Raw genomic sequence first — 23,878 nt, 5'->3', positions numbered from 1 at the left:
CCTCGCTTATGAATGCTAGAAACAACGTAATGGATTCCCGAAGGAGTGTCAAGCAATGTCAGATGCCACAAAATCCAATTATTTTGGTATTTATAACAAGCGCAAGAGACGCCGCGAAGCGTAGAGGGTTTGCTAAACTAAAGCGTGAACATGACTTTGCGCGATGGGGATGATCAAATTGAAAACGCTTAAATTCAATGAGCCGCTCGTAACCCATATCTATACCGCCGATCCGTCGGCGCATGTCTTCGAGGGCAAGCTCTACATCTATCCGTCGCATGACCTGGACCATGAACAGACGTCCAACGACAACGGCGATCAATACGATATGGAAGATTATCGCGTCCTCTCGATGGACGGTTTGGACGCGGCTTGCGTCGATCACGGAGAGGCGCTGCATCTGCGCGATATTCCTTGGGCCAAGCAGCAGCTGTGGGCGCCGGACGCGGCGTACAAGAACGAGACCTACTACCTGTTCTTCCCTGCGCGCGACCACGATTCCGTCTTCCGCATCGGCGTCGCGACCAGCGCGTCGCCCGCCGGTCCGTTCGTGCCGCAGCCGAGCTATATTCCGGGCAGCTTCAGCATCGACCCGGCCGTATTCGTCGAAGGGGACGAGGCGTATATGTATTTCGGCGGCCTCTGGGGCGGGCAGCTCGAGAAATGGCAGACGGGCGCGTTCGCCCCGAATGCCGAAGGTCCCGCTTCCGATGCGCCCGCCCTCGGTCCGCGCGTCGCCCGGCTCGGCCGCGACATGCTGACGTTCCAGGAGGAGCCGCGCGAAGTCTCCATCGTCGACCAGGATGGTATGCCTATCTTGGCCGGCGACGAGGATCGTCGGTATTTCGAAGGTCCGTGGATGCATGCCTATAACGGCAAGTACTACCTCTCCTACTCGACCGGCACGACGCACAAGCTGGTCTACGCGATCGGCGATCATCCTTACGGTCCGTTCACGTTCCAAGGCACGATTCTGACCCCGGTGGTCGGCTGGACGACCCATCATTCCATCGTGGAGTACGAAGGCCGGTGGCTGCTGTTTTACCATGACAGCTCCCTCTCCGGGGGCGCCGACAACAAGCGCTGCGTGAAATTCACCGAGCTGCGGTATAACGAGGACGGCACGATACAGACGATCGATCCGTACGCGTGAAGCCTGGCGGCCGCAGCGTTCGCATGACGTACAAGCGTGCGAAGCAAAATGACCGGATGCGCTGGCAGCCTGGTCATTTTGCTTCTTGCGTGAATAATGGCAGTCTCAGAACCCATTCAAACAACGCTTGGCTCTCCCCGATTTACATGAATCTTCAGACACCGGTTATATTCGTGATGCAGCGAGAAGAATCCTTGTGGAACGCCTGGATCGCATCGTGCAAGCCGTTCAAATCACGGTCAGCGACGACGTGGTCTTTTCTCTATTCAAGAGGAACAAAAAGCCCCCGAAACGTATCGTCTCAGAGGCGAGGAATCTCATGACATGACCTACCTTGCCGCGCTCCGCATCCGCCGCAAGGTTATGTCGTCAAACTTGGGCCGTATGCCTCGAACTCGTAGATCCTTTCCGCAACGTTCGTGGTCTGCGTCGGCGTCGTAACGTTCAACTTGATATAGCGAGGGCGAGAGCGGCGGAATATGTTCCACCGACTTTCGCCCTTTTGGGGTTGTACTACAGGTGCGCTGCACTGGCGGCAAGGAGGCTTTTGATTTCCGTTAGTCAGCGACCCCGGACGTCGCTACTGAATCATGCTTAACAATGCCCTTGCCTCTTCATGGCCGGGATCGAGCGCCAATAACTCCCGCAAGTAATGCGATGCCTCCGGGACTGACTCCAGCTCGAAACAACAGATAGCTAAACAATAATAGACGGTCGAGACGACTTCATCTTGTTCTTCATGGATCGATAGTTCCAGATACCGCTTGGACTCCGCGTACATACTCATCTCGAACAGGACCAACCCCGCATCGAGCGCAAGGTCGTACCGCTGCTCCATGACGTAGTACGAGGACCACATCTGCTGTATGCCCGTCAATAGATCCTGCCGTTCTTCATCGTTCGCCTCCGGCAGCAGACCAGAGATTCGTTTCGCGCTCTGAATGAAAAATTCCGCATCGTAACCGCCCAGACGCCAAAAACTTAAAATTTGCTCCAGCTCCATGCTTTCTAGATGGCCGTCTACCCATACCTTCAAGCTATAAAATTCGTCCGGTCCGAAACGTTCGATAAACCGACGATACGCCAATCTCGTCTGAGGATAGTCCCTCGGCCGTTCCAAATGGAGCACGCAGCCGACATTAATATTTGTATAATGCTGCGGCGGAAATAACGCCTCGGCTCCTCTGCGTTCGTAGACGTATTGAATCGCATGGTAGTTGGCCGTTAAAGAAAAACTGCCGTGCAGGATCAACTCCGGCGGCGCCGCGAATTTCCAGCTGTCGAGCAAGTGATGTCCTTTATCGGCCGTGACTAACAGGAATCCATGCCGCGACAACGCGTTCAGCCGCTCTAAGCAATGCAATCCCGCGACGGGGAATAGAATGTGCGAACCTTCGAGCTGCTCCTTGTAGAGGGCAATGAGATCGCGGTATGGATAGGTGTCTTGTTCGTATTCAGGCGCTTGCCGATGCGCATAGCTTAAAGCGATCTGATTCAGCACTTCCGATGGTTTCAGCGAATCATGCCGTTCGGGATATTCGACGTACACGTCGGCTTCATACACCAGCCCACCGTCTATATAAAGCAGCTCTTGCGGGATGCTGTCAAAAAAGTAGTTGGCCACGATGACGACCGGTTGCTGCAAGTCCCCTTGACCGATCGTGTCGTCCGACAATACGAGCTGCAGGGATGTATCCTGGATCGCATCGAACCGCGCGAAGTCGAGGATCCCCTCGGCCATAAACGGCTGCAGCGCGGGATGCTCCTTCCACGCCCGAACATTGTCCAGCGCCAAGTCCGTCATCACATAACGAAACGCAGGCAATGCGATCCCCGCATAATCCCTCAACCGGCATAACTCGCGCAGCACATGGTAAGCCAAGCGCCCCGCTCCCGCTCCAAGCTCCACGATCGTCACGGGCTCCGAGCCGTATCCTTTATTCGCCCGATCTTGAAGAAAACCGAACATCATCTCCGCATACGCGGTCGCGATCATCGGATTGCTCGTTATGTATTGCGGCACTTGATCGTTGTTCCAAGCCTTCAATCCTTCTTCTTCGTAATATTGCCGCTGCAGGGCCCATATCGGCGCATCGCTGAAGCGATACCGCTGCTTTTGTTGGAATGTCATTCGGATTTATCCTGCTTTCTGCAAGTCGCTGAACCTTGCTTACTTCCATTATAACCAAAATGAAACGACCGTTCCCCGGCAAGTTGCCGGGAAGCGGTCGTTGCGTCAGTACCGTCGTATTCCGCGTTATGGTTCGTCGCTGCCGCTGCTCATCCTAACTCGTGCCGTTCAACGAGCTTTTCCGGCATCCTGCTAGTCTTCAATGCCCCGCGTCCATGACGATCGTCGGTTGGGCCGTCTGTTCCTTGGCCGGCCTTCTAAGCGTGATGGCCAGCAGCAAGCCCGCCGCCGCGAATATGGCGATCAAGATATAGGCATTATGAAAAGCATGCGCCATCGCATCCGGGACCGGCTTCTCGCCTTGGTTCGCATAATGATTCGTACGGCTGACGAGCAGCGTCGTCAATCCCGCGATCGCGAACGATCCGAAGACCTGCTGGGCGGCGCTCGTCAGCGAAGTCACCTTGCCTACCAGCTCCTTGGGAGCGGTTTGGATCAAGTGCGTGTTCAAGGCGATAAAGGACATGCCCATTCCGAACCCGATCAGCGCACGGGGAGCCAAGAACAACCACGGGCTGTCGCTCGGATCGATAAGCGAGAACAAGTAAGCGCCCGCCGTAATCAAGATCAATCCGCCGACGACTAACGGACGCGCGCCGATTCGGTCGAACAATCGCCCGCTGAGCGGCATCATGGTCGCGGAGGCCAACGCCTGCGGCAATGTCCATAATCCGGCCTCGAACGCGCTCATGCCCATCAGCCGCTGCATGAAATAAGGTATGGCGAAGATCAGCCCGAACATGGTGAACTGCATCACCCACTGCACGATAATCCCGCGCGTGAATTGCATGGATCGGAATACCCTCAGCTCCAGCAGCGGTTCTCTCTTCCGGAGCTCGAGGACGACGAACAAGACCATGGCGACGGCGCCGACGGCGAGGCCGACAATCGTCTTCGCGGAAGACCACCCCTCGCCCGCTTCGCTTAACCCGTACGACAATCCGCCGAAAGCGAAGGGCGCAAGCGCGATGCCCGCGTAATCGAGCGGCGCCGACGCTTTTTTCGGGAGATTCGGCAAGGACAGGACGCTCATGATGACGCCGGCGATTCCGACCGGAATATTGATGAGGAAGATCCATTGCCAATTGACGTAATCGACCAGATACCCGGATACGACCGGACCAAGCGCCGGCGCAAGCAGGACCGGCACGCCCATCATGCCCATGATTTTGCCCACCGACTCGGGAGGACTGATCCGGTAGGTCATCGCGAACGCGATCGGCATGACCATGCCGCCGCCCAGGCCTTGCACGATGCGGAAGGCGATCAACTGCTCCGCCGTGCCCGCGAACGCGCAAAGAATCGAACCGACCGTGAACAAGATAATGGACAGGACGAACGTCTGCTTCGCCCCGAAACGATCGGAGAACCATCCCGCCATCGGAATCACGACGGCTTGAGCCAACGAATACCCCGTGATCGTCCATTGAATGAGGCTTAATGAGCTGTGCAAATCATCGGCAAGCACCGGAATCGCGACATTGACCGCCGTCGTATCCAAGATGACCATGAACATCCCGACGACAATCGCGATCAGCGGAGCAAGCAGCGAACGGACGGACGCGGACTCGCTGGCATGAACTTCAGTAGACATGTTACACTCCCCCAAACCATCATTTTCTTGTCATTAAAATAGCACATCCTCACTAACAAAGTAAACTAATTTTATTAAATTAGTTAAATTAATAAATCTGTTTCTAATGCACGCGAGATGTTCTATACTAGGAGTTGGTCATCCTGGAGGTGTTGCGAAATGTCGGAAACCGATTGCGATCCGTTATTCGAGAAACGGGAGAAGCTTGTGATGCGCTTGATGCCCTACGTCCAAAAGCACGGCTTTAGTTCGCTGAAAATGGACGATGCGGCCAAATATATGGATATCAGCAAGCCGACGATGTATAAATATTTCGCGTCGAAAGCCGAGATCGCGGAAAGCATCATTGATAAGTTCGTCCTCTACGTGTCCAATCAAATGTTGGCGGAGGCTCCGCCTACGCTGGCGACGGAGCAGTCCTCGCTGCCCTCCGCCGAGGAACTGAAGCGCTACGGCGTGTCCTTCGCCAGCGCGTTCAAGCTCACGATCAAACTGTCGTTCTACTTAACCGACGTCCTGCTTCAGGATCTGAGCAATTCCTATCCCGATTTGTACGCCAAGCTTGCCGGGGCCGTGGAGCTGTGCAAGAACAAGCTCGCCGCCTACATCGACAGCGGCGTTGCGCTTGGCGTTTTCTATCCGATCAATGCGCGCATTTATTTGACCCAAGTGGAGCTCGTCTTCCGCAAGCTGCTCGATCCGAAGTGGCTGATGCTGCAGAACATGACGATGAAGCAGGCGTTGATGGACTTCTACAAGACGATGAGGCACCAGGTTTTCTACGAGAAGTGGTTGGACGAAGACGATTCCGCGATGGGCGCGTATTTCGATGCCTTGATCGCCGGCATGCGCGCGTATGAATGAGAAGAGCCTTCTTCGCTTGGCGAAGAAGGCTCTTTCGTGCATCGCTTTCGTTGTCGCGATCGGGATGATTTAAAGGAGCTTAATCAGCTCTTCCAGCTCGTCGACCAACGCTTTTGCACGCTCAAAATCAGTATCTTTTAAAGCCAATTCGATTTTCATTTCAACGGCTTTTTTGTTTTGTTCCGCTTCCAGATAGCCCCTGTCGAAGTGACGGGCATAAATCATCTGTCTGAATTTTCGCATGCTCATTTTTCTGATCGTCTTATCGTCGATGATTAAGACGTAATCCATCCCGTTTACAACCGAATAGAAATCATGCGAGATCATGAGAATCGCGCCTTTATAGGCTTCGATGGCTTTCTCCAGCGCGATTTGCGTGTAGGTGTCCAAATGGCTTGTCGGTTCATCAAGAAGCAGTACGTTTGCTCGGCCGGCCGAAACTTTAGCCAACTGAAGCATGTTTTTTTCTCCGCCGGATAGAGAGGCGATCTTCTGATTCACGATTTCTCCCTCGAAGCCGTAGTTCGACAGATACGATCTAACCTCGTCATAGGCGTTAAACCCGGCATCCATGAATTCCTCGAGGATGGTATTGGAATCCTTTAGCATTTCGCCTTGAAGCTGCGACAAATAGGCCACTTTAACATCGGGATTAATAGTAATGGCATCCTGATGATGGCTAAAGATATCTCGGAGCAAGGTCGTTTTCCCGGTACCGTTCGGACCGATAATGGCTACTTTGTCCGTGGATCGTATCTCGAAATTGACGTTTTCCAAAAGCAACTCGTCAAAAGCCGCACTATAATCACTGACCTTGATAACCGTGGCGTCTTCCACTTCATTATCCATATCGAAACGGATCGCCGGCTGCTTGATCGCAACGAACGGCGCTTTAATTCTGCGCGCTTCCAATCGCTCTTGGAACCTGACCCTCGCTTTTAACGCTTTCCCTCTGGAGGCTTCCGAGTTATACGTTGCGATTACGCGTAGGTTATTGATGATTTTTTCGTTTCGCTCGCTCTCTTCTTGCTCGGCGACCGCGAGTTCTTGCAACTCGACCTTCGTCTGAAGCAAGGAGAAATTATAATCGATGTAGCGCCCGTCAAATTCCTGGATCTCCGTGTTTTCAAGATGCAGGATTTTGTTGAAACAATGATTCAGCAAATATCGGTTGTGCGTAACGACGAGCAGCGTTCCTTTGTGCGCATGAATCAGATTTTTAAGCGCATTGAGGTTTTCAAAATCGAGAAACACGTCCGGTTCGTCCATGATCAAGAGGTCCGGGCGACGCAGCATTTCCTTCATGACTTGAATCAGTTTGAATTCCCCGCCGCTCAGGTCGGATACCCGATGATCTTTGAGCTTCATGAGATTGGCTAGATTCAGTTTCTTATTCAGGTTGCTTTCAAAATCATCCCCGCCGATCGCCTCTAAGGCGTCCAAGGCCAGTTGATACTTTTCCAACAACGGATCCAGATCGGACGAGGTTTCCATTTCCGTGCAAATGGCTGTGATCTCATCTTGCAGCTTCAAGAATTCTTCCCCGATATATTCAAAAACGGTGGTTTCTTTCGTGCTGTCGAGTTGCGGGAATTGACTGACATGCCCGATTTTGCAAGCCGGGTCTATTTCTAACGCGCCTTCGAACAAATATCTGTCCGGATCCATCAGGATCTCGATCAATGTGCTTTTCCCGCTGCCGCTTGTTCCTATAAAAGCGCAATGCTGTGCCTCTTCTAACGTAAAGGTAATGTTCTTATAGAGCTCCTTTTGCGGAAACGAGAAGGATAATTTATCAACTTTTATCATCGTAGACCTTTCTTGATAGCTAAACTAGCGACAATAAGGAGAAGTATCGCAGATCTGGATTTTCCGTTTACCGTTGTTAGCGTAACACTGTTTCCTGCCGACTACAATCGGATTCGCATCCCATTACGCGCTTGAAGCTCTCTTGGGAAGCAATTGCTTCAAACGATCCAGGCTAAGATTTGCAATGGGTCTGAAAATTCGCCTTGCCTTCTAACAAATCCTCCAGGAATTTTTTTGACGCTTCCAATTTTGCTTCCAGCGCTTGAATATAATTGATCTTTTCCATTACCATCGTTTTCTTCTCTATATGGGAACTTTCGTTTATAAGCAAAATTAATTCCTGAATCGAAAAACCTAACGTCAGCAGCATTCTCACATCCTGCAAATATTCAAGCACTTCCTTTTCATATACACGATAATTGTTTTCATCCCGCGATAGAAACTGCTCCGGAATCAACTGTTTGCGTTCATAGAAACGCAAGGTGGATATCGGCAGCCCCGTCAGCTTGGAAACTTCATTCGCTTTCATCGCCTGCTCCCTTCCGAACTTAAGTTGCATTTGCTGTAAACCAAGGTTCATAGTTCATACTTACACCATGATAACCAGAGACGTTACGGCCGTCAAAACAACTGGTCACATCAAAGGGAGAGATTGCATGCTCGAACATATCAAGAATAACGATTTTGCCAACATTATTACTGGCCGGCGTTCGGTAAAACTTTACGACGAGGACGTCAAAATTGCTAAGGAAGAATTGCAAATCATCATCCAAGAAGCAAGCTTAGCGCCTTCTTCTGCGAATTTGCAGCCATGGCGGGTTATCGTCGTTCATACCCCTGAAGGAAAAAGCAAACTTCGGCCTCTAGTACAATTCAATACGCGACAAAATGATACATCTGCGGCGATGCTCATTATTTTGGGCGATACTCAAAGTGAACTATATGCAGAAGAAATTTATGATACTGCCGCGGAACTCGGGAAGATGCCTCGCGATGTACGCGACAAGCAGGTCACGCAAATCATGAGCATGTTTCCGCAAATACCGAGAGAATTAAAGATTGAAATTGCCAAAGTCGATGCAAGTTTATTTGCCATGCAGCTCATGCTGGTAGCCCGCGCGCATGGCTATGACACCAATCCTATGGCCGGCTTTGAACGCGATCAGGTTGTTCGCGCATTCGATCTGGACGACGAACGGTATGTGCCTGTCATGATCGTCTCGATCGGGAAGGCAAAAGAAGCGGGTCATGAATCCGTGCGCTTGCCTAGCGAGAAAATCACCTTCTGGCGCTAGGAACCAAAGCCATTCGGCCAATAAATAATGCCCCGACTACGTTGGAGTTGGTCTTTCCCCGGTATACAGCAAACCCAGTACCGCCGCGGTACTGGGTTGTGTTTTATCATATATAGCGAATTTTTAAGTGCGCGGCAACCAAATGATAAAGGTTGTCCCTTTTCCCTTCTCGCTTTCTACTTCGATTCTTCCTTTATGCCATTCAACAATGCTATAGCTCATCGATAATCCTAGACCTAATCCGTATTTCTTCGTTGAATGAAACGGAGTAGATAGCTTGTCCAGCGTATCTTTATCCATTCCATATCCGTCATCCCTGATCACGATTTCAATCCCATTATCAAATTGGCTCTGCTGGACCGCAACGGATATGTTCCCATCAAAATCGATGGCATCCAGCGAATTTTGCAAAACATTGAGAATGACCTGTTTTATTTTGTCCTTGTCCAGATGAATCTGATCTTTATAAAAGGGTTGATATTGAAGCTTTATGTTTTTGCTATGGAAGTCACTTTGCATTAATGCCAACGTATCTTCAATAAGTGCATGTAGGCTTACGCTAGTTTTTAAGATTGCCTTCTGGTCAGGCTTAGCCATCATCACGAATTGCTGAACAAGGTGTTTTATTCTCTCCAATTCACTGAAGATGATTCTAAAATAGTCTTTTTGCTTAGGGTCGGCTGTTTTAAAATTTTCTTTCAGGAGCGCCAACAAGCCTATGATCGACGTCAGCGGATTTCTGATCTCGTGCGCAAGTCCGGCGCCGATTTTGCCGATGGCCGACAATTTCTCGCTGAGCATGAGTTGTCTTTCTAAGACTAGTCTTTCCGTAATATCTCTAAACTGGCCAAATGCACCGATGATTTGATTGGATTCGTCATAGATCGGAAACGAGTCAAATAAAAAGGTTTTATTGGATATCGATATTTCAATATCTTCGTACTTTTCGCTGCCGCTCAACACGCTGACCATGTATTCTCCGATAATGGCTACTTCCGTAATTTGACGATTGCATAGTTCGTCTTTCGTACTGGATAAAACTTTCTCGGCATAAGGATTGATTTCAACGATTTTGCCGTCTTCATTGGTCAAAATGACTCCGTTTCGACTGTTATCCATCAGCACTTGATTCAAGACTAATAATTTCTTGTTCTGCTTCTTGGTGATGACCTCTCGTTCTATAGAATCTACGGCAGACTGGAGCAGTCCTAGATGGTATGGACTTACATGACGAGCCGCCATCATCATCGTGATGGTCCCGCTTATCTTGCCTGAAGCATGAAACGGCACGGAGAAACAAGCACTCTCATGTAAACAACGAAAGAAATGGTCTGATCCGATGACTTTGGCTGATTGTTCCATTTTCAAGGCCATTTCAATGCTGTTTGTGCCTACTTTTTCTTCTTCTAATCGGATTCCGGTGGATAGACCCAACGATTCCACTTGATACTTAATCATTTCATCGCCGTACATTTCCAAAATGTACCCTTCGTGATCCGTGATACAGATCAAAACGGCTGTCCCATCCAAATCAGAGACTAACCTCGTCATGAATTTTCTTGCTACGGAGATGGTAACCTCCAGCATCCTCTTCTTTTGCTCCAACACGCTGGTCGGCAATTTTTCTTTAGGTACCGGTAAATCATTCGGATTTAATTTGTTATCAAAACACTTTTGGTGTGAATTGTAAATGTAGGTTTCTCTGGATTCCATCATGTTTATAGCCACCAACCGAATCATATTGTATCTTGATCTGCCTTGTTGAATTAACCGGCACGTTATGATAATCCCCAAATCGCATCTCGTCAAGAGATAATATGAGAATGATCGACAACGCGGGAAATCCCCCCGCATGCAGGGCGATATCGCTTTGTCCAATTCATCCGGCGTCACGTAAAATAGGCTTCAGATCGATGAGGAATAAAGAAAGGAAATCAGCATGAACCGCGTGGACAAAATCAAATTTTTGCTCTTAAACGGCGAAGCGCCCGAGGCAGCTTGTTACGGAGTAGGATAACCTGCGCGACAGCGGAGCCTATAAACAAAGGGCGGCCCTGCGGCCGCCCTTGTTTAGATTAACTTGTCCTTACGGCAAATGTAATGCTTTGTGCCGCTGGCTCGATGGCTTCAATATTCCCCTTTAATGACGAAGAACGTACCTCGAATGGTCCCTGCCAGCTTGGATTTCTGTCTTGCGAATTTGAACTTCTTCTCTTCCAGTTCCTTGGGGACGTCCATTCCCTCGGATAGCTTAAACCCTACGGCCCGCTTCTTGGGGTCATCCACCGTATACAGGACGTTGATCGCCAAACCGTCCTCATAGAAAACAAAGGCCCATTGGATATTTTCGACTTGAAAACGCGATGTTTCCAGCGGTCGGGCAGCAAACTCAAGTCCGCGTTCTTCCTTCAAAACCCGCTTCACGTAATCAAGCGTCTCCTGGCTTTCGCCGGCTGGTACGGTCGTAAATTCGTGCTTGTATTTGTTCATGAAATAACGGGCTTCATTCGCACGCATACCGGCTAGTGCTTCCGCTACCGGCGAAGATTCAAGACCAACCGTAGACACAGTTTTGAAATCAACGATATTGGACATTCTTCATTCCTCCAGCTTGTTTGTTTATTTGATAGGTTTATCATAGCTATAAAATATATCAAAATGTGATACTATTTAGTGAACGCCGAATGTGTAAAGGCAAGATTTAGGGCCACCCTATGCAGGATGGCCCTTTCATCACACGAATTTACCGGAAACAGCATCACAGCGCGTCTGATAGAGGTAATGACGCTTTCAAATCGTCTCTTAGCGTCAACGGAGATCGCCCGATCAGGTCAGCTAAAGCGCTACTCGTTTGCGCGAAGTCCCCGTTACGGCTGGCACGGAATATACCCAAGGTGATTGCAAGGCGCATTTCCGGAAAACCTTGGGCAGCCAGATGCGCCCGATACGCTTCGTCCGTTACGACCTTTCGATAGATCGGCCGGCCGACGATATCCGATACCATCGCCGCAACCCCCTCCATGTCGATTGCTTCAGAAGCCGTTAGATTCGGAGATGGACCGTCCCAGTTCTTCTCGGTTAAGATCACCGCAGTCGCTTGGGCCAAATCCGCGTGCGTTGTCCAGGCAATCGGACCGTCCTCGGGAGCAATCAATTCGCCCGTATGGACGGCATCGCCTATTAATCTAACCAAGGAAGAGGCGTAAAAACCGTTGCGAAGCGACGTGTGGCGCATACCCGACGCTTCTAGCAAATCTTCTGTCGCCGCATGGTGAACCATAGGCGGAAAATACGACGTCGAAGAAGAGCCCATGTGACTCGTGTATAGAACCCGTCCGGCGCCGGATTTCTTTGCTGCATTAATCGCGGTTTGGTGCTGACGGAGCCCCGCATCTCCCAACATACCGGTTGAAACAAGGAGAACCTGCGACGCGCCTTCGAAAGCATGCAGCAAGCTCTCCGCGCTAGCGAAATCGCCATGTCGAACACGTACGCCGCGCTCCGCTAGATCCTGCGCCTGGCTCACATCCCGAACGCTGACGCCAATCTGCTCGGCCGGGATGCGCTGAAGCAGCTGCTCGACCACGCCCCTGCCTAACTTCCCATTCGCTCCCGTAACGATAAGCATGTTACCCTCACCCTTTCTTCTCTGTAAAAAGTTTGCTAACGATACCGATTTGTGTAACCATATATCGCATAAGTAAAAGATAAAGGGTCGGAGCCCGGTCAACAATCAACAATAGGCCGATTTCGTTGCGTTCCCGACACAATCGCCGTTTTGATTGTTTTTTGAGATCCGAAGAAAGCGTGGTGCAGCATGCCGGTAAATCCAAGCGACCCCCGTGTAAAGAGAACCCGACAATTGTTTATGCAAGCCTTTAACGATCTGCTCGGCGAAAAAAGAAACATCTATTCCATTTCCGTTCACGACATTGCGAATCGAGCGGCCGTCAACCGCGCAACCTTCTATGCCCATTTTGAAGACAAATTCGCTTTTCTCGCTTATTGGATGACAGAGAAGTATCAACTTATTCTTCGAACGAGACTGCCGGAGGATGCTGCCTTCAGTCCGGACAATCTGCATGTCCTTGTTCAGACCGTCTTTCAATTTCTGGTGCGTTTTCGACAGTACCTCACGCCGGGAGACAAGCAATTCGAGCCGATGCTGGAGAACGCCATGCAAAAGGAATTGTATCGTCTCCTGCTCCAATGGCTACAATCCGGGCCTAAACAGCGCGGCCCGCAAGAAAAGCTGGAAGCCACGGCTCTTGTGGTCAGTTGGGGCATATTCGGGTCGGCCCTGCAGTGGAGCAGGGAGGTTCAAGCCCGCCCGCTGGAGTCGATGGTGGAAGAGGTTATCGAGGTTGTAACGGTTAATTTAGGCGCTTTCTGGGAGCAAGCAACCGGATGAGTTTGAACGTGACGGACCGTTTTTTATTGATTTACCTTGTTGAATTAACCGGCACGCTATCATAATGCCCAAATCGCATCCCGTCAAGGGATAATGTGCGAATGAGCGACATGGCGGAAAATCCCCCTTATGCGTTCTACATAAGAATGAATTTGCGAGTATGCAGCACGATAGCGCTTTTTCCAATTCAGCCGGTGTCACGTAAAATATTCTTCAGATCGATGCGTAATAAGGAAAGGGGATCTGCATGAACAGCGTGGACAAAATCAGATTTTCGCTCTTTTTCGGCGAAGCGCCCGAGGCAACTTGTTACGGGTATCTGGAGCTGGATCGGGATGGCAATATGCTCGCGCTCTACAATGGTTACGGCGAGGAAATCGACATGTTTGGCGGACATGAATTTATCAAGGTGCGGGCGCTTGGCAAATTCGATGATGAGGACCGCGATAATTTTTACTCCTTGTTGGAAAGTGATGGCGTAGGATAAGCCATTATGACATTACTGCCAAATAGTTGCTCGGGGGACTTCTGAAACTGAATTAAAGCAAAATACCCCGAGAGCCAAAGCTACGACTGCGCGAGGGTGACCTTATTATCTTATTTAGCTGTCCCGATATTACAAGTAAAAGAGACTGTCTCTTCGTCGTTCAGGACGACGGGGAGACAGTCTTCGTTTCGATCTAGGTTGCGCGTCGCCATAAGATCCCGCGGAGCTCGATTCGACGATCGAGGCAGGAGGCCCGTCGGAAGGAGCTCGCGGCAATAGACGCCCTTCCGGTCGAAACTACGCGCGCCGTTGTCGCTTACTTGGAAGCTGCAAGCTTCTCTAATTCCTTCACCGTATTTTCAATCGCGTCCATCGATTGGAACTCCTTGGACAAGCGCGTTACGTTCCGCTTGTATTGGGATTCGTTAAGCACTTGTTTTATTGCATGCAAGATTTTCTCTTTCGTCGGACGGTCGGTCTTTAAATTGATCCCTACGCCCGACCATTCGACGCGCGCGCACACCTCCGGCTTATCCTCGGTTTTACCGGCGGTGACGATCGGAACTCCATAATAGATCGCCTGCTGCACGCCCCCGTAACCTCCGTTCGTCACAATCGCGTCCACATGCGGCAACAATTCATGATGAGGAACGAAGCTCTCCAATCGAACATTATCCGGCAATGGAATCTCTACGTCCGATAGAGGCCTCCCCCCCGTCGTAGCCACAACCAGGACGTCTTCTCCGGCTAAGGCTTGTATGGTAGGAATAAGCAATTGACCGAAATCTTGATTTGCGATCGTCCCCTGCGTGACGTGTACCACAGTACGACCCTTCATCTCATCCCACCATGGGGGAGGGACGAATTCTGATGGCTTAGCTGGCAAGTACGGACCGACGAACCGAACGATGCTCGGCATATCGCTCCGAGGATATTCGAAGGACGGACTCGTCCCCTGCAGAACCAGATCGGTTGTAAGCGCGGGGGCTGACAGCGCGGAGTAAGGCAGCTTCGGCGCGTTCATTTCGGACAATAATTTGTTCGCATGTCTTTGCACATCCGCGAACATGACGTTTTCAACCAATACGTTTAACAATTTGTTGCGAAGTCGACCGATTGCGCTTGCGTTAGGCTGAATCCCAAGACCGAAAGGCGCCGTATCGCGGCTGCTTAAAGTCAAAGGGAAGACCCCATAAGCCGCTATCTTAGGGGCGTTGCCCGTCAGTTTCAACGGTAGCATCCCGGTAAATGCGGCATCTATGACCACTACATCCGCGGGAAACTCCTTTAATAGCTTGGAGATATCCGCGGCATAGGCGGGCATTTCTCCGAAGAAAATATGCTTTAAGTCGAATTTCATTTGGTTTACTCCCTGAAACCCGCTTCTTTCGGGAAACCAATCTTCATACCGACTATCGTTCAAATCTTTAGCCGACTGCACTTTCGCGAAACGCGCGCCGGTCGCTTCGATTGTTACCCTATACTTGGAAGTACTGTACCACATGACCTCATGCCCGGCTTCAACCAAGCGCTTCGCGATCGGGAGGCCCGGACTGATATGCCCTTGAATTGGCATTGCCGCGAATAAAAATCTAGACATTGTTCCACTCCTGTCTGCCATCTAAGAAATCAACTGCGGTACTTTTTCGCCGTAACGTTTGTCTCGCCGGTTGTTAGGTTATCATGACTTTATAATAGATGTAGGCATCTTCATTGCTTTTGTTTGGCGATTCCATTTGACGTAGCCCAGTCTTGATAAGCCGATCGCCATGATTGCAAAAAGCAAATAGAGCAAGCCCATTCCGATATCACCGACCAATCCTCCCACGAAGATGCCCAAGGCTCCGAACATTTTCCCGGCTTGTACGACAAGGCCGTTGAAAGCCATATAGGACCCGCGTTTCGATTCGTCCACCATGCTCGCCAGCATCGTTTGGCGTGTCGGAACGTACAACAGTTCTCCGATCGTCAGTACGATTACGGCAAGGAACAATCCCGCAATTTGATTGGAGAAGGCGAGATAGGAATAACCGAGGCCGAAGAGAGTGAATCGGACATACATGACAGGCTGTTCGGAACGATTGCGAATGAGCTTGGCCGCGAAGGATACGAACAAAACGATCAGCAGCGTATTTTCGACTGTTAGCAGGCTCAATAACTTTACGCCATCCAATGTAAACGGAGGAAAATCGAACAATCGGACGGTACGCGCGGCGATTTCATGCTCCATTCGGATGGAAATGAAATTGACGCGCTGAAACTCAAGTGCGTAAATCGCAATTCCTCCCAGCGTAAACCAGACAAACGGAATATCGCGAACAACCGTCCGATAGCTGCTCAGCACGGCATGCAATCCGTTAGAAGCGGGTACGGTGACGGGATGATGACGATCATACGTTTCCCTGATAAACAGCAGGGTGATTGTCAGCGTGATTAGGGACATACTAAAGAGGACGAACAGCAGCCCGAACAAATGGTTCTGAAAAAACCATCCGCCAACCATGAGTCCGAGCATGAGCGAGAAGTTGCGTGTCCAGTAGTTGATGGAATACATGTAGGTCCGTGTTTCCTTGGTACTCACGTCAATCAGCATTGCATCTGCGGCTGGATTTATCAGTCCCGTTGCGATGCCGATGAGCAAGAGCATGGCGAAAGTGACCCAAGCAGAAGACCACCAGAGGGAATTCGCCAAAAGCATCCCTAGAAAAGCAAAGGTGTTAAGACACTCACCGATGGCAAGTACGGGTTTTCTGCCGATCCGGTCTGCCCAATATCCTCCAACGAAGCTAGCAAGCAATTCGACAGTACTTGGGTCATCACTATACCTCCCGCAACAGACGTTCCCAACTCCCGGGAAAAATAAATCGCAATAAACGGGAATATCATCGAGCCGCTTAATCGGCTTAGAAACGTGACGCAAAGCCTTAATCGAATGTTCGGATGCAAAGATTTGAACACATGCAAGCCCCTCCTCTGCTCATGATTATACGCCAGTCAAAAGGGGGTAAAAACGGTATGATTCGCGAAAATTCGACCCCTTTTATGCGGAGGGATGGTAATGAGGGACTTCTCCTATTATGAAATGCGGGCTTTCTTGTACGAGCGAGAAGTAGAGAAACTGGTGGAATTCAAACTTCTCGAGCTCGAAAGCATCTGGTTTTGCGACCGAAAAAATGTGAAACGAAAACTAAAAAAGTATGAACAAGAAGGAAGATTTCGTTACGATCCAGGTATTGGAAGGGGGAATCTTTCGCGTCTTACATTCGCGCGAACTTTTCAGGATGAAGTGGAGCAAGCTGTGCTGGCATGCGTCGACAATGATCAACTGGAAGACATTATTCGATTTTTACAACTTCCGGTTCCGAAATCATGGATCGCTGAAGTGTCGAAAGAGGTGCAGCATTTATTCGGACTGCATTCTCCCGATCATGAGAAGGATATTTTGCGTACGGTTGTTATGAATAAAGTGTCGACGCTTGATCCATTAGTGGCATCCATCACGCTCGAACGTTATTGTATTCAACAGCTTGGAGATACATTGGCCGTATACGATCCAATAACAGAGGAAGTCCGTCCCCATCTGGCTTATCGCTGGATATCGGAAAACAACCATTCGTCATGGACCTTTTATCTGCGGAAAGGGGTCCGCTTCCATCATCATCGCACCTTAACCAGCGAAGATGTCGTTTATACCTTTCGGCGGTTCCAAGGCGAAAAAGCGCCGATGCGGTGGCTCGTTCAAGACATTCAGGAAATAGAGTGCATATCTCCGTATGTCGTGCACTTTCGCTTGAACCGACCGAATTTATTGTTTCCGAGGTATCTCTGTGCTTGCAACTTATCCATTCTTCCTAAGGACGAACCTTTTGCCGAACACAAATGGATCGGCACCGGCCCGTTTCGGCTGAAAAAGCGAACGGATACCCTGATTGTTCTGGAGGCGTTCGATCAGTATTTCCTGGAACGGCCTTTTCTCGACGAAGTGGAGCTTTATCTGGCTTCCGAAGAAGCTACAGAAGCAATGATCTATCAAAACAAAGATCATGCTCCGCATGACCCAGCTTCCCTGAAGAAGGACGTCTTGAATAAATATCGGTATCTCGCATTCAATTTCCGGAAATCACCAATCGTTCGCGAACTTAACTTCAGGGAAGCGCTCTATCATTTGTTGGATATGGATCAAATGCGGGTCGATCTGGGACGTGAATCTTTGGTGGGGGCTTCGAGTTTCGTCCCCTGGAAATCGAGCCTGCCGAGAAAGAGCAGAGACGAAGCGAAACGGCTGCTTGCGCAATCAGGTTACGAGGGCGAGCGACTGACGCTATATGCGAATAATGTTCCACAGGAAAGAGAGGAGGCCCGTTGGTTCGCCGGGATGGCTGCAGCCGAGGGAATTTCGGTCGATTGCGTTTATTTTCAAATGAAGGACTTCTACGACCGGTCGATGGATCAAGATGCTGATTTCATCTTTATGGGGGAAAGCGCATCCGCCGATCCGTACTTATCCATCTTGGACAGCTTCTATAATGACTCTCTCATCTATCGCAGGTTTCTGAGCGAGGAGCATCTTCGGACGATCGACAGGCTGTTAGAAGGATTCAAGATCGAACCGGATAAAACCAAACGCGAGCGATGGATCAATCGAATTGAAAGCTATGTGCGGAGCGAACATCTGATTCTTTTCCGGTATCATCCCGTGCTCAATCGAACCATTCCGGCGATCATTCATAATATCCGTTCCGCTGATCACGGATACGATGATTTTAGGAAGTCGTGGATCGAGCACCTGTAAATGAACGGTCGCCCATATATTGACTGACTAGTCACTTTTTAATATGATAACGCTATAAGGAGGTTGAACATGGCCAGACCGAAAAGCGAAGACAGACAAAACGCCATTATGTCGGCAGCGATTCGCGTTATTGCCTCCAAAGGATTGGGTGCTGCAACCGCAACAATCGCGAAAGAGGCAGGTGTCTCTAGCGGTTCACTGTTTACCTACTACGAAACGAAGGCACATTTGCTAAACGAACTCTTCTTAGAACTTAAGGCGGAGATGGCTAAAGTTGCCCTAGACGAGCTTCCAACCGAAAGTGAAATCCGTATGCAGGTACTCCACATGTGGTCTCGTTGGCTACGTTGGGCAACGTCTAGTCCGGAAAAACGCCGAGTGCTCGAGCTTCTGAGTGTAGCGGATGAAATTACACAAGAAAGCCACCAGGCAGCGAATCTGGCCCTCAGAGGCATGAGAGAACTTCTGCAGCGAAGCAGTGAAAATGGGCATATGCGCGATGCACCGTTGGGATTCATCGTTTCCATCATGTTCGGGTTAGCAGAAGCGACAATAAACTATATGCTATTTGACCCGGCCAACGCGGACAAACATTGTATGGCTGGATTCGAAGCATTTTGGCGGACGATATCTTAGTTCGCTAAATTTTTTAATTGTTTTATGACTGACTAGTCACGCATTAAACGGAGATTCTTTAGCAGAGAAATGAATTAAACCAAATTGTAAAGGAGTTCTTATTCTTATGAACAAATCTACTCCAACCACACCAGCATGGATCATCACTGGCCCTACATCCGGCATCGGCCGTCGTACTGCGCTCAAGCTAGCCAAGCACGGCACCGTCGTGTTGGTCGGACGCGACTCCAAAAAGCTCAGCGAAGTCCAAGCAGAAATCCTTGCTCTGTCCGGTGGCCACGCTTTGTCAATCGTCTGCGATTTCGCAGACATCCGATGCGTCCATCGAGCTGTAGCAGAGATCGTTTCGCTCAAACTTCCGATTGCCGGACTGGTGAACAATGCGGGCATTATGCCGATCAGTAGAAGTCGGAGCTCGCAAGGGTGGGATCTCGCTTTCGCTACCAATCATCTTGGGCCGTTCGCATTCACTGAGGGACTTATCCCACATTTGGTAGACGGCGCGAATGTCGTGTTCACCTGCTCTGGCGTTGAGGATCCCAAGCGAAAACCTGCGGTTGCCGCTGGGTTCCGCGGTGGTCGTTACATCTCAGCCGAGGCTAGCGCACGCGGCGAATGGAAACCCGGAGGTTCTTCAAAGCCGGGCTTTGATGCCTACGCAACCTCAAAACAGTGCAATCTCGCGACGGTTTTCGCATTCGCGCATGAGATGCCACGTCTTCGGTTCAACGCCGTCGAACCGGGTTTCAATCCCGGCACCCGTCTTGGCCGAGACGCGAATAGCATTCTCCAGTTTATCGGGAAGTTCGTGTTGTCACCGCTTGCTCCCTTAATCAAGTATTGGAGTACCCCAAAGCGAGCCGCTCGCGTTATTACCAAAGTACTCACAGACAAGTCCACTGGGACCGGCGTGTACTACGACGAGAATGGAAATCCCATGCACGCCTCCGAACAAGTAAGTACTCTCGAGTTCAGCAACCGAGTTGTGGCCGAGACCCGTAAATTACTCGCTTCAGCCCCCATGAACTGATATTCTATTAAACACTGGAGCTATGAAACAAGTCGTTGAGGAACCATCGAGCCGTGATCATACAATGGAACTCCTTTCCCGCACAAGGAAGTTTCTGTGCCTCTTGCTTACCATACACCAAAATCTTACCGTTATTTGTGATAGGGTTCCCCCCGATTAATCTTCACTGCCCGGTACACCTGCTCCAGCAGCACCAACCGCATCAGCTGATGCGGCAAGGTCATCCGCCCGAAGCTCAGCCGCTGCTGGGCGCGCTTCAAGACGGCGGGCGCGAGACCGGTGCTCCCGCCAATGACAAAAGCCACGTGGCTCCGCCCATACGTGGCTAACGAATCGAGCTGGGCGGCGAGGTCCTCGCTCGACCAGAGCTCCCCGTCCAGCGCCAGCGCGACGACATGCGCGTCCGGCTTGAGCTGCGCGAGCAGCCGCTCGCCCTCGCGCTCGCGTACCTGGGCTTCCTCGGCGGCGCTCATGGTCTCGGGCGCCCGCTCGTCCGCGACCTCCGTGAGCGTGAGCTTCACGTACGGGCCCAGACGCTTCGCGTATTCGGCGATCCCGAGCACGAGGTATTTCTCCTTCAGCTTCCCGACGGCGGCGATTTGAATGTGCATCCCCTACACCACCAGGTATTCCGCGATATTCGCGCAATCGCCCATCTCGCAGGTCGCCGGCGCTTCCCACTCCGCGAACTTCGTCGTCACGAGATCCACGATATCCGGCGCATCCTCGTACTCGTCCACGAATTTATCGATCGCCAGCTCCACATGCTCTTTGCATACACAATACATAACTTCCGTTTCCTCCAAGCGTTAGGTTCAATCGTCGTAGTTCCATTGTACGCAAAAGAAAATCAGCCCGTCAAACGCAGCTCCCGCTTCCGGGCGCCGCACGGGCTGATTCGTCATGCGCGGCCATTTGCCGCTTAGTCTTCCGTCTTCTCCGCCAGCTTAAACGCCGTCGTCTGCTTCTTCCCGTCGCGGTAGAAGGTCACTTCGATGCTGTCGCCGATGCGCTTCTTCCCGTACAGGTACTTGCGCAGCTCCAGCGTGCTGCTGATCGGCGTATTGTCCAGCTTCACGATCACGTCGTTGAGCGCGAGGCCCGCTTCCTGCGCCGGTCCGACCGCCTGCAGCACGATGACGCCCTCATGCACGTCATCCGGCAGCTTCAGATCGGTGCGCGGCACGATAATGTTATCCGCGTCGCCCCCGCCAGGCAATGCGCCTTCCGCGCCCGCTCCTGGGGCTTCCGCCTCCGGTCCACCGCCGTTATCCGTCGACCCGCCGTTATCGCTGCCCGATTGATCGCCGCTCCCGTCGCCGCCGCCATCGCTTGGCGCGCTGCCGACGCTGTCGTCCTCCGATGCCGCAGCCTGGGCCAAATACTGCCCCAGATCCATCGTGTACACGCCCAGATATGGCCGTTTCACTTTGCCGTACTTGAGCAAGCTCTCCACGATCGGCATCGCCTGATGGGAAGGAATCGCGAAGCCCACGCCTTCCACGCCGTAATCCGCGATCTTCATGCTGTTGATGCCGACGACGTTGCCGTCGAGATCGATCAGCGGACCGCCGCTGTTGCCCTGGTTGATCGACGCGTCGATCTGGATGACTTCCTGCTCCCAGTCGTAGTTGCCGTCCTGGCTGAGCGAGACCGGAATGATCCGTTTCGTCTTGCTGACGATGCCCATGGACAGCGAATCGCTGAGGCCGAGCGGATTGCCGATCGCCATCACCCATTGGCCCGCGCGCAGGTCGTCGGAATCCCCGAACTTCGCCACCGCGTCGATGCCCCGCGCATCCATCTCCACCACCGCCAGGTCCGTGATCTCGTCCGCGCCAATGACCTTCGCGTCCCGCGTGTCGCCGTTGCTCATGACCGCCTTCACGGCGGCCGCGTCCGCGATGACGTGGTTGTTGGTCAGAATATGCGCCTTGCCCTTCACGATCTCGAAGATGAACCCGGACCCCAGCGCCGCCTGCTCCAGCCCTGAGCCGCCATCGGCGCCCGGCGCATCCGAACCGGCCTTGCCGCTCCCCGCGGCGCCCTCCGGAATCGCCTGCTCGTTAATAATGCTCACGACGGCCGGCCGGACTTTCGCCGCGGCGGTGATCGTCTTCTCCAGCGGGTTATTGTCGCTCATGCCCACCTGGGTGACCCCGGCCACCGCGCTGACCGAGCGTTCGCTGCGGTCGAAGCCCGCAAAGATGCCAAACAGCAGCACGGCCGCCGCCGCGCCGACGACCGAGGAGGCCAGGGCGAGCTTCACCGGCGTCCAGCGAAGGCCCCGGCGCTTGAACGGCGCGTCCTTCCTCGCCTGGAACGTTACCCGCGCGCGCCGCGAGACCCGCGTCGAGTAAAAATCATCATCGAATAAGCTCATCTATAATCGCTCCTCTCGACGCCCGGGGACATCAAGATCATTATTTTACGAATCTAGGAATGATATCGGTAGATTAGACTACAATGGTAATAGAGAGGAAGAACCGTTAGCGGGCGCACTTCCCGCTCGGATCTTCCAAGGAAGAACCGTTAACGAACACTACTCTCGTTCGGTTCTGCCCGCGAACTGCCCGCACCTATTCCCTAAGGAGGAACGCCCATGCCGCACAAAGCTTCCGCAGCGCTCGAGCAGCTCAATCTCGCAGCCAAGCTCGCCGATCTCAAGGAAGACCATTACCGCACCCTGCTGACGATCGGCGCCGTGACCGAATTGCTCATCGACAAAGGCCTCATCGCCCCGGAAGAGCTGGAGCTCAAGATCCGCTCGCTCGATTCCGAGCTGGACGAGCTTATTTCCGCCTCACTTCATCCCATGCCGTAGGCCGGTCATGGTACGTCTCGCGCAGCGGATGCTCGTCGCGCTTGAAGAAGAAGCCGTTGCTCTCCAATACTTCATTCACCGTCATCCGCGCCAAATCAATCAGGTTATGATCGAGGCTTAAGTGCGCCAGATAGACCCGCTTCGTGCGGTCCGTCATCAGCTGGCACAGCGCTTCCCCCGCCGCTTCGTTCGACAAATGCCCGACATCGCTCAGAATCCGTCGCTTGATGTTCCACGGATACCGTCCCATGCGCAGCATGTTCACGTCATGATTCGACTCCAGCACCAGCACGTCGGAATCTTCGATCATCCGCCGGACCTTATCGCTCACGTACCCGAGATCGGTGGCGAGGCTCAGCTTCAGCCCGTCCTCTTCGAACACGTAGCCGACCGGCTCCGCCGCGTCGTGCGAGATCGCGTACGAAGTCGTGCGCAGCGTGCCGAAATTCACGGACTCGCCGGTCTCGATCACGACGCGCTGCTCGGTGCCGAGCTGCCCGACATGCCGCTCGAGCGCGCCCCACGTCGCCTCGTTGGCGTAGATGGGGACATTGAATTTGCGGGCGAACGCGCCCAGCCCTTTAATATGATCGGAATGCTCGTGCGTCACCACGACCGCGTCGATCTGATGCCCGGCAACGCCTTGTTCCCGCATCAGCTCCTCGATCCGCTTGACGCTCAAGCCCGCGTCGACCAGCACGGTGGCGTCCTGCCCCTGCACGATCGTCGCATTTCCCGTCGAACCGCTTCCCAATACCGTAAATCGAAGTCCCATAGCTTCCCCAAACCTGT

22 protein-coding genes are annotated in these 23,878 nt (G+C 51.9%); 9 read left to right on the top strand and 13 right to left on the bottom strand.

What is annotated here, in order from left to right:
• Nucleotides 1-178: 178 nt before the first annotated feature.
• Nucleotides 179-1,153 carry a glycoside hydrolase family 43 protein gene (locus GT019_RS14565; RefSeq protein ID WP_235948096.1) on the top strand — a complete coding sequence of 325 codons (975 nt, stop codon included), beginning with the start codon at nt 179-181 and terminating at the stop codon, nt 1,151-1,153.
• A 580-nt stretch (nt 1,154-1,733) separates the two neighbouring features.
• Here GT019_RS14565 and GT019_RS14560 read toward each other — a convergent pair.
• Together GT019_RS14560 and GT019_RS14555 are read right to left on the bottom strand one after the other, a co-directional pair.
• Nucleotides 1,734-3,284 (bottom strand): SAM-dependent methyltransferase, encoded by a 1,551-nt coding sequence (locus GT019_RS14560; RefSeq protein WP_161743913.1) that lies wholly within the window; start codon nt 3,282-3,284, stop codon nt 1,734-1,736.
• A gap of 199 nt (nt 3,285-3,483) precedes the next feature.
• On the bottom strand, nt 3,484-4,938 hold the full coding sequence (locus tag GT019_RS14555; RefSeq protein ID WP_161743912.1) for a DHA2 family efflux MFS transporter permease subunit: 1,455 nt from the start codon (nt 4,936-4,938) through the stop codon (nt 3,484-3,486).
• A 159-nt stretch (nt 4,939-5,097) separates the two neighbouring features.
• Between GT019_RS14555 and GT019_RS14550 the strand changes: the two genes are divergently transcribed.
• Nucleotides 5,098-5,802 carry a TetR/AcrR family transcriptional regulator gene (locus GT019_RS14550; protein WP_161743911.1) on the top strand — a complete coding sequence of 235 codons (705 nt, stop codon included), beginning with the start codon at nt 5,098-5,100 and terminating at the stop codon, nt 5,800-5,802.
• A gap of 69 nt (nt 5,803-5,871) precedes the next feature.
• On the opposite strand, the gene GT019_RS14545 is transcribed toward GT019_RS14550, so the two are convergent.
• Nucleotides 5,872-7,611 (bottom strand): ABC-F family ATP-binding cassette domain-containing protein, encoded by a 1,740-nt coding sequence (locus tag GT019_RS14545; RefSeq protein WP_161743910.1) that lies wholly within the window; start codon nt 7,609-7,611, stop codon nt 5,872-5,874.
• Nucleotides 7,612-7,783: 172 nt separating this feature from the next.
• Nucleotides 7,784-8,140: a MerR family transcriptional regulator gene (locus tag GT019_RS14540; protein ID WP_161743909.1), complete on the bottom strand. Its 357-nt coding sequence runs from the start codon at nt 8,138-8,140 to the stop codon at nt 7,784-7,786.
• Between the two features lie 127 nt (nt 8,141-8,267).
• Between GT019_RS14540 and GT019_RS14535 the strand changes: the two genes are divergently transcribed.
• On the top strand, nt 8,268-8,906 hold the full coding sequence (locus GT019_RS14535) for a nitroreductase family protein (RefSeq protein WP_161743908.1): 639 nt from the start codon (nt 8,268-8,270) through the stop codon (nt 8,904-8,906).
• Between the two features lie 123 nt (nt 8,907-9,029).
• Here GT019_RS14535 and GT019_RS14530 read toward each other — a convergent pair whose 3' ends face one another.
• From GT019_RS14530 to GT019_RS14520, 3 genes are all read right to left on the bottom strand, one after another.
• Nucleotides 9,030-10,622: an ATP-binding protein gene (locus tag GT019_RS14530; protein WP_235948094.1), complete on the bottom strand. Its 1,593-nt coding sequence runs from the start codon at nt 10,620-10,622 to the stop codon at nt 9,030-9,032.
• A 411-nt stretch (nt 10,623-11,033) separates the two neighbouring features.
• Nucleotides 11,034-11,501 (bottom strand): phage tail protein, encoded by a 468-nt coding sequence (locus tag GT019_RS14525; protein WP_161743907.1) that lies wholly within the window; start codon nt 11,499-11,501, stop codon nt 11,034-11,036.
• A gap of 163 nt (nt 11,502-11,664) precedes the next feature.
• Complete coding sequence (locus tag GT019_RS14520; protein WP_161743906.1) at nt 11,665-12,534, bottom strand: SDR family oxidoreductase; 870 nt, start codon at nt 12,532-12,534, stop codon at nt 11,665-11,667.
• A 240-nt stretch (nt 12,535-12,774) separates the two neighbouring features.
• Here GT019_RS14520 and GT019_RS14515 point away from each other — a divergent pair, with 240 nt between their 5' ends.
• Complete coding sequence (locus GT019_RS14515; protein ID WP_235948135.1) at nt 12,775-13,317, top strand: TetR/AcrR family transcriptional regulator; 543 nt, start codon at nt 12,775-12,777, stop codon at nt 13,315-13,317.
• A gap of 247 nt (nt 13,318-13,564) precedes the next feature.
• Entirely contained in the window at nt 13,565-13,804 is a 240-nt protein-coding gene (locus GT019_RS14510) for a hypothetical protein (protein ID WP_161743904.1), read from the top strand.
• 316 nt (nt 13,805-14,120) lie between these two features.
• Here the strand turns inward: GT019_RS14510 and GT019_RS14505 are convergent, their stop codons facing one another.
• A complete protein-coding gene (locus GT019_RS14505) occupies nt 14,121-15,404 on the bottom strand; it encodes a nucleotide disphospho-sugar-binding domain-containing protein (RefSeq protein WP_161743903.1) in 1,284 nt (427 codons plus the stop codon).
• 81 nt (nt 15,405-15,485) lie between these two features.
• Nucleotides 15,486-16,601, bottom strand: a complete 1,116-nt coding sequence (locus GT019_RS14500) for an MFS transporter (RefSeq protein WP_235948090.1) — start codon at nt 16,599-16,601, stop codon at nt 15,486-15,488.
• A 261-nt stretch (nt 16,602-16,862) separates the two neighbouring features.
• Here GT019_RS14500 and GT019_RS14495 point away from each other — a divergent pair, with 261 nt between their 5' ends.
• The 3 genes from GT019_RS14495 to GT019_RS14485 all read left to right on the top strand — a co-directional run bounded on the left by GT019_RS14495 (nt 16,863) and on the right by GT019_RS14485 (nt 20,262).
• Entirely contained in the window at nt 16,863-18,596 is a 1,734-nt protein-coding gene (locus tag GT019_RS14495) for an ABC transporter substrate-binding protein (RefSeq protein WP_161743902.1), read from the top strand.
• 69 nt (nt 18,597-18,665) lie between these two features.
• On the top strand, nt 18,666-19,232 hold the full coding sequence (locus tag GT019_RS14490; RefSeq protein WP_161743901.1) for a TetR/AcrR family transcriptional regulator: 567 nt from the start codon (nt 18,666-18,668) through the stop codon (nt 19,230-19,232).
• 106 nt (nt 19,233-19,338) lie between these two features.
• Nucleotides 19,339-20,262 carry an SDR family NAD(P)-dependent oxidoreductase gene (locus GT019_RS14485; protein WP_161743900.1) on the top strand — a complete coding sequence of 308 codons (924 nt, stop codon included), beginning with the start codon at nt 19,339-19,341 and terminating at the stop codon, nt 20,260-20,262.
• A 131-nt stretch (nt 20,263-20,393) separates the two neighbouring features.
• Here the strand turns inward: GT019_RS14485 and rlmH are convergent, their stop codons facing one another.
• The 3 genes from rlmH to GT019_RS14470 form a co-directional block, all read right to left on the bottom strand.
• Entirely contained in the window at nt 20,394-20,873 is a 480-nt protein-coding gene (rlmH, locus tag GT019_RS14480; RefSeq protein WP_161743899.1) for a 23S rRNA (pseudouridine(1915)-N(3))-methyltransferase RlmH, read from the bottom strand.
• 3 nt (nt 20,874-20,876) lie between these two features.
• Entirely contained in the window at nt 20,877-21,050 is a 174-nt protein-coding gene (locus tag GT019_RS14475; protein ID WP_161743898.1) for a CxxH/CxxC protein, read from the bottom strand.
• A 134-nt stretch (nt 21,051-21,184) separates the two neighbouring features.
• Nucleotides 21,185-22,645 (bottom strand): S1C family serine protease, encoded by a 1,461-nt coding sequence (locus GT019_RS14470; protein ID WP_161743897.1) that lies wholly within the window; start codon nt 22,643-22,645, stop codon nt 21,185-21,187.
• Nucleotides 22,646-22,864: 219 nt separating this feature from the next.
• Between GT019_RS14470 and GT019_RS14465 the strand changes: the two genes are divergently transcribed.
• A complete protein-coding gene (locus GT019_RS14465) occupies nt 22,865-23,086 on the top strand; it encodes a hypothetical protein (RefSeq protein ID WP_161743896.1) in 222 nt (73 codons plus the stop codon).
• Here the strand turns inward: GT019_RS14465 and GT019_RS14460 are convergent.
• The gene (locus tag GT019_RS14460; RefSeq protein WP_161743895.1) at nt 23,055-23,861 is read right to left on the bottom strand and encodes an MBL fold metallo-hydrolase; all 807 of its coding nucleotides are present in this window, start codon (nt 23,859-23,861) and stop codon (nt 23,055-23,057) included. The two genes, GT019_RS14465 and GT019_RS14460, sit on opposite strands and share 32 nt — an antisense overlap.
• Nucleotides 23,862-23,878 lie beyond the last annotated feature (17 nt).

It is taken from the genome of Paenibacillus glycinis (genome assembly GCF_009909185.1).
Taxonomy (GTDB): domain Bacteria; phylum Bacillota; class Bacilli; order Paenibacillales; family Paenibacillaceae; genus Paenibacillus_Z; species Paenibacillus_Z glycinis.
This window is presented reverse-complemented; position numbering and strand designations above follow the sequence as displayed.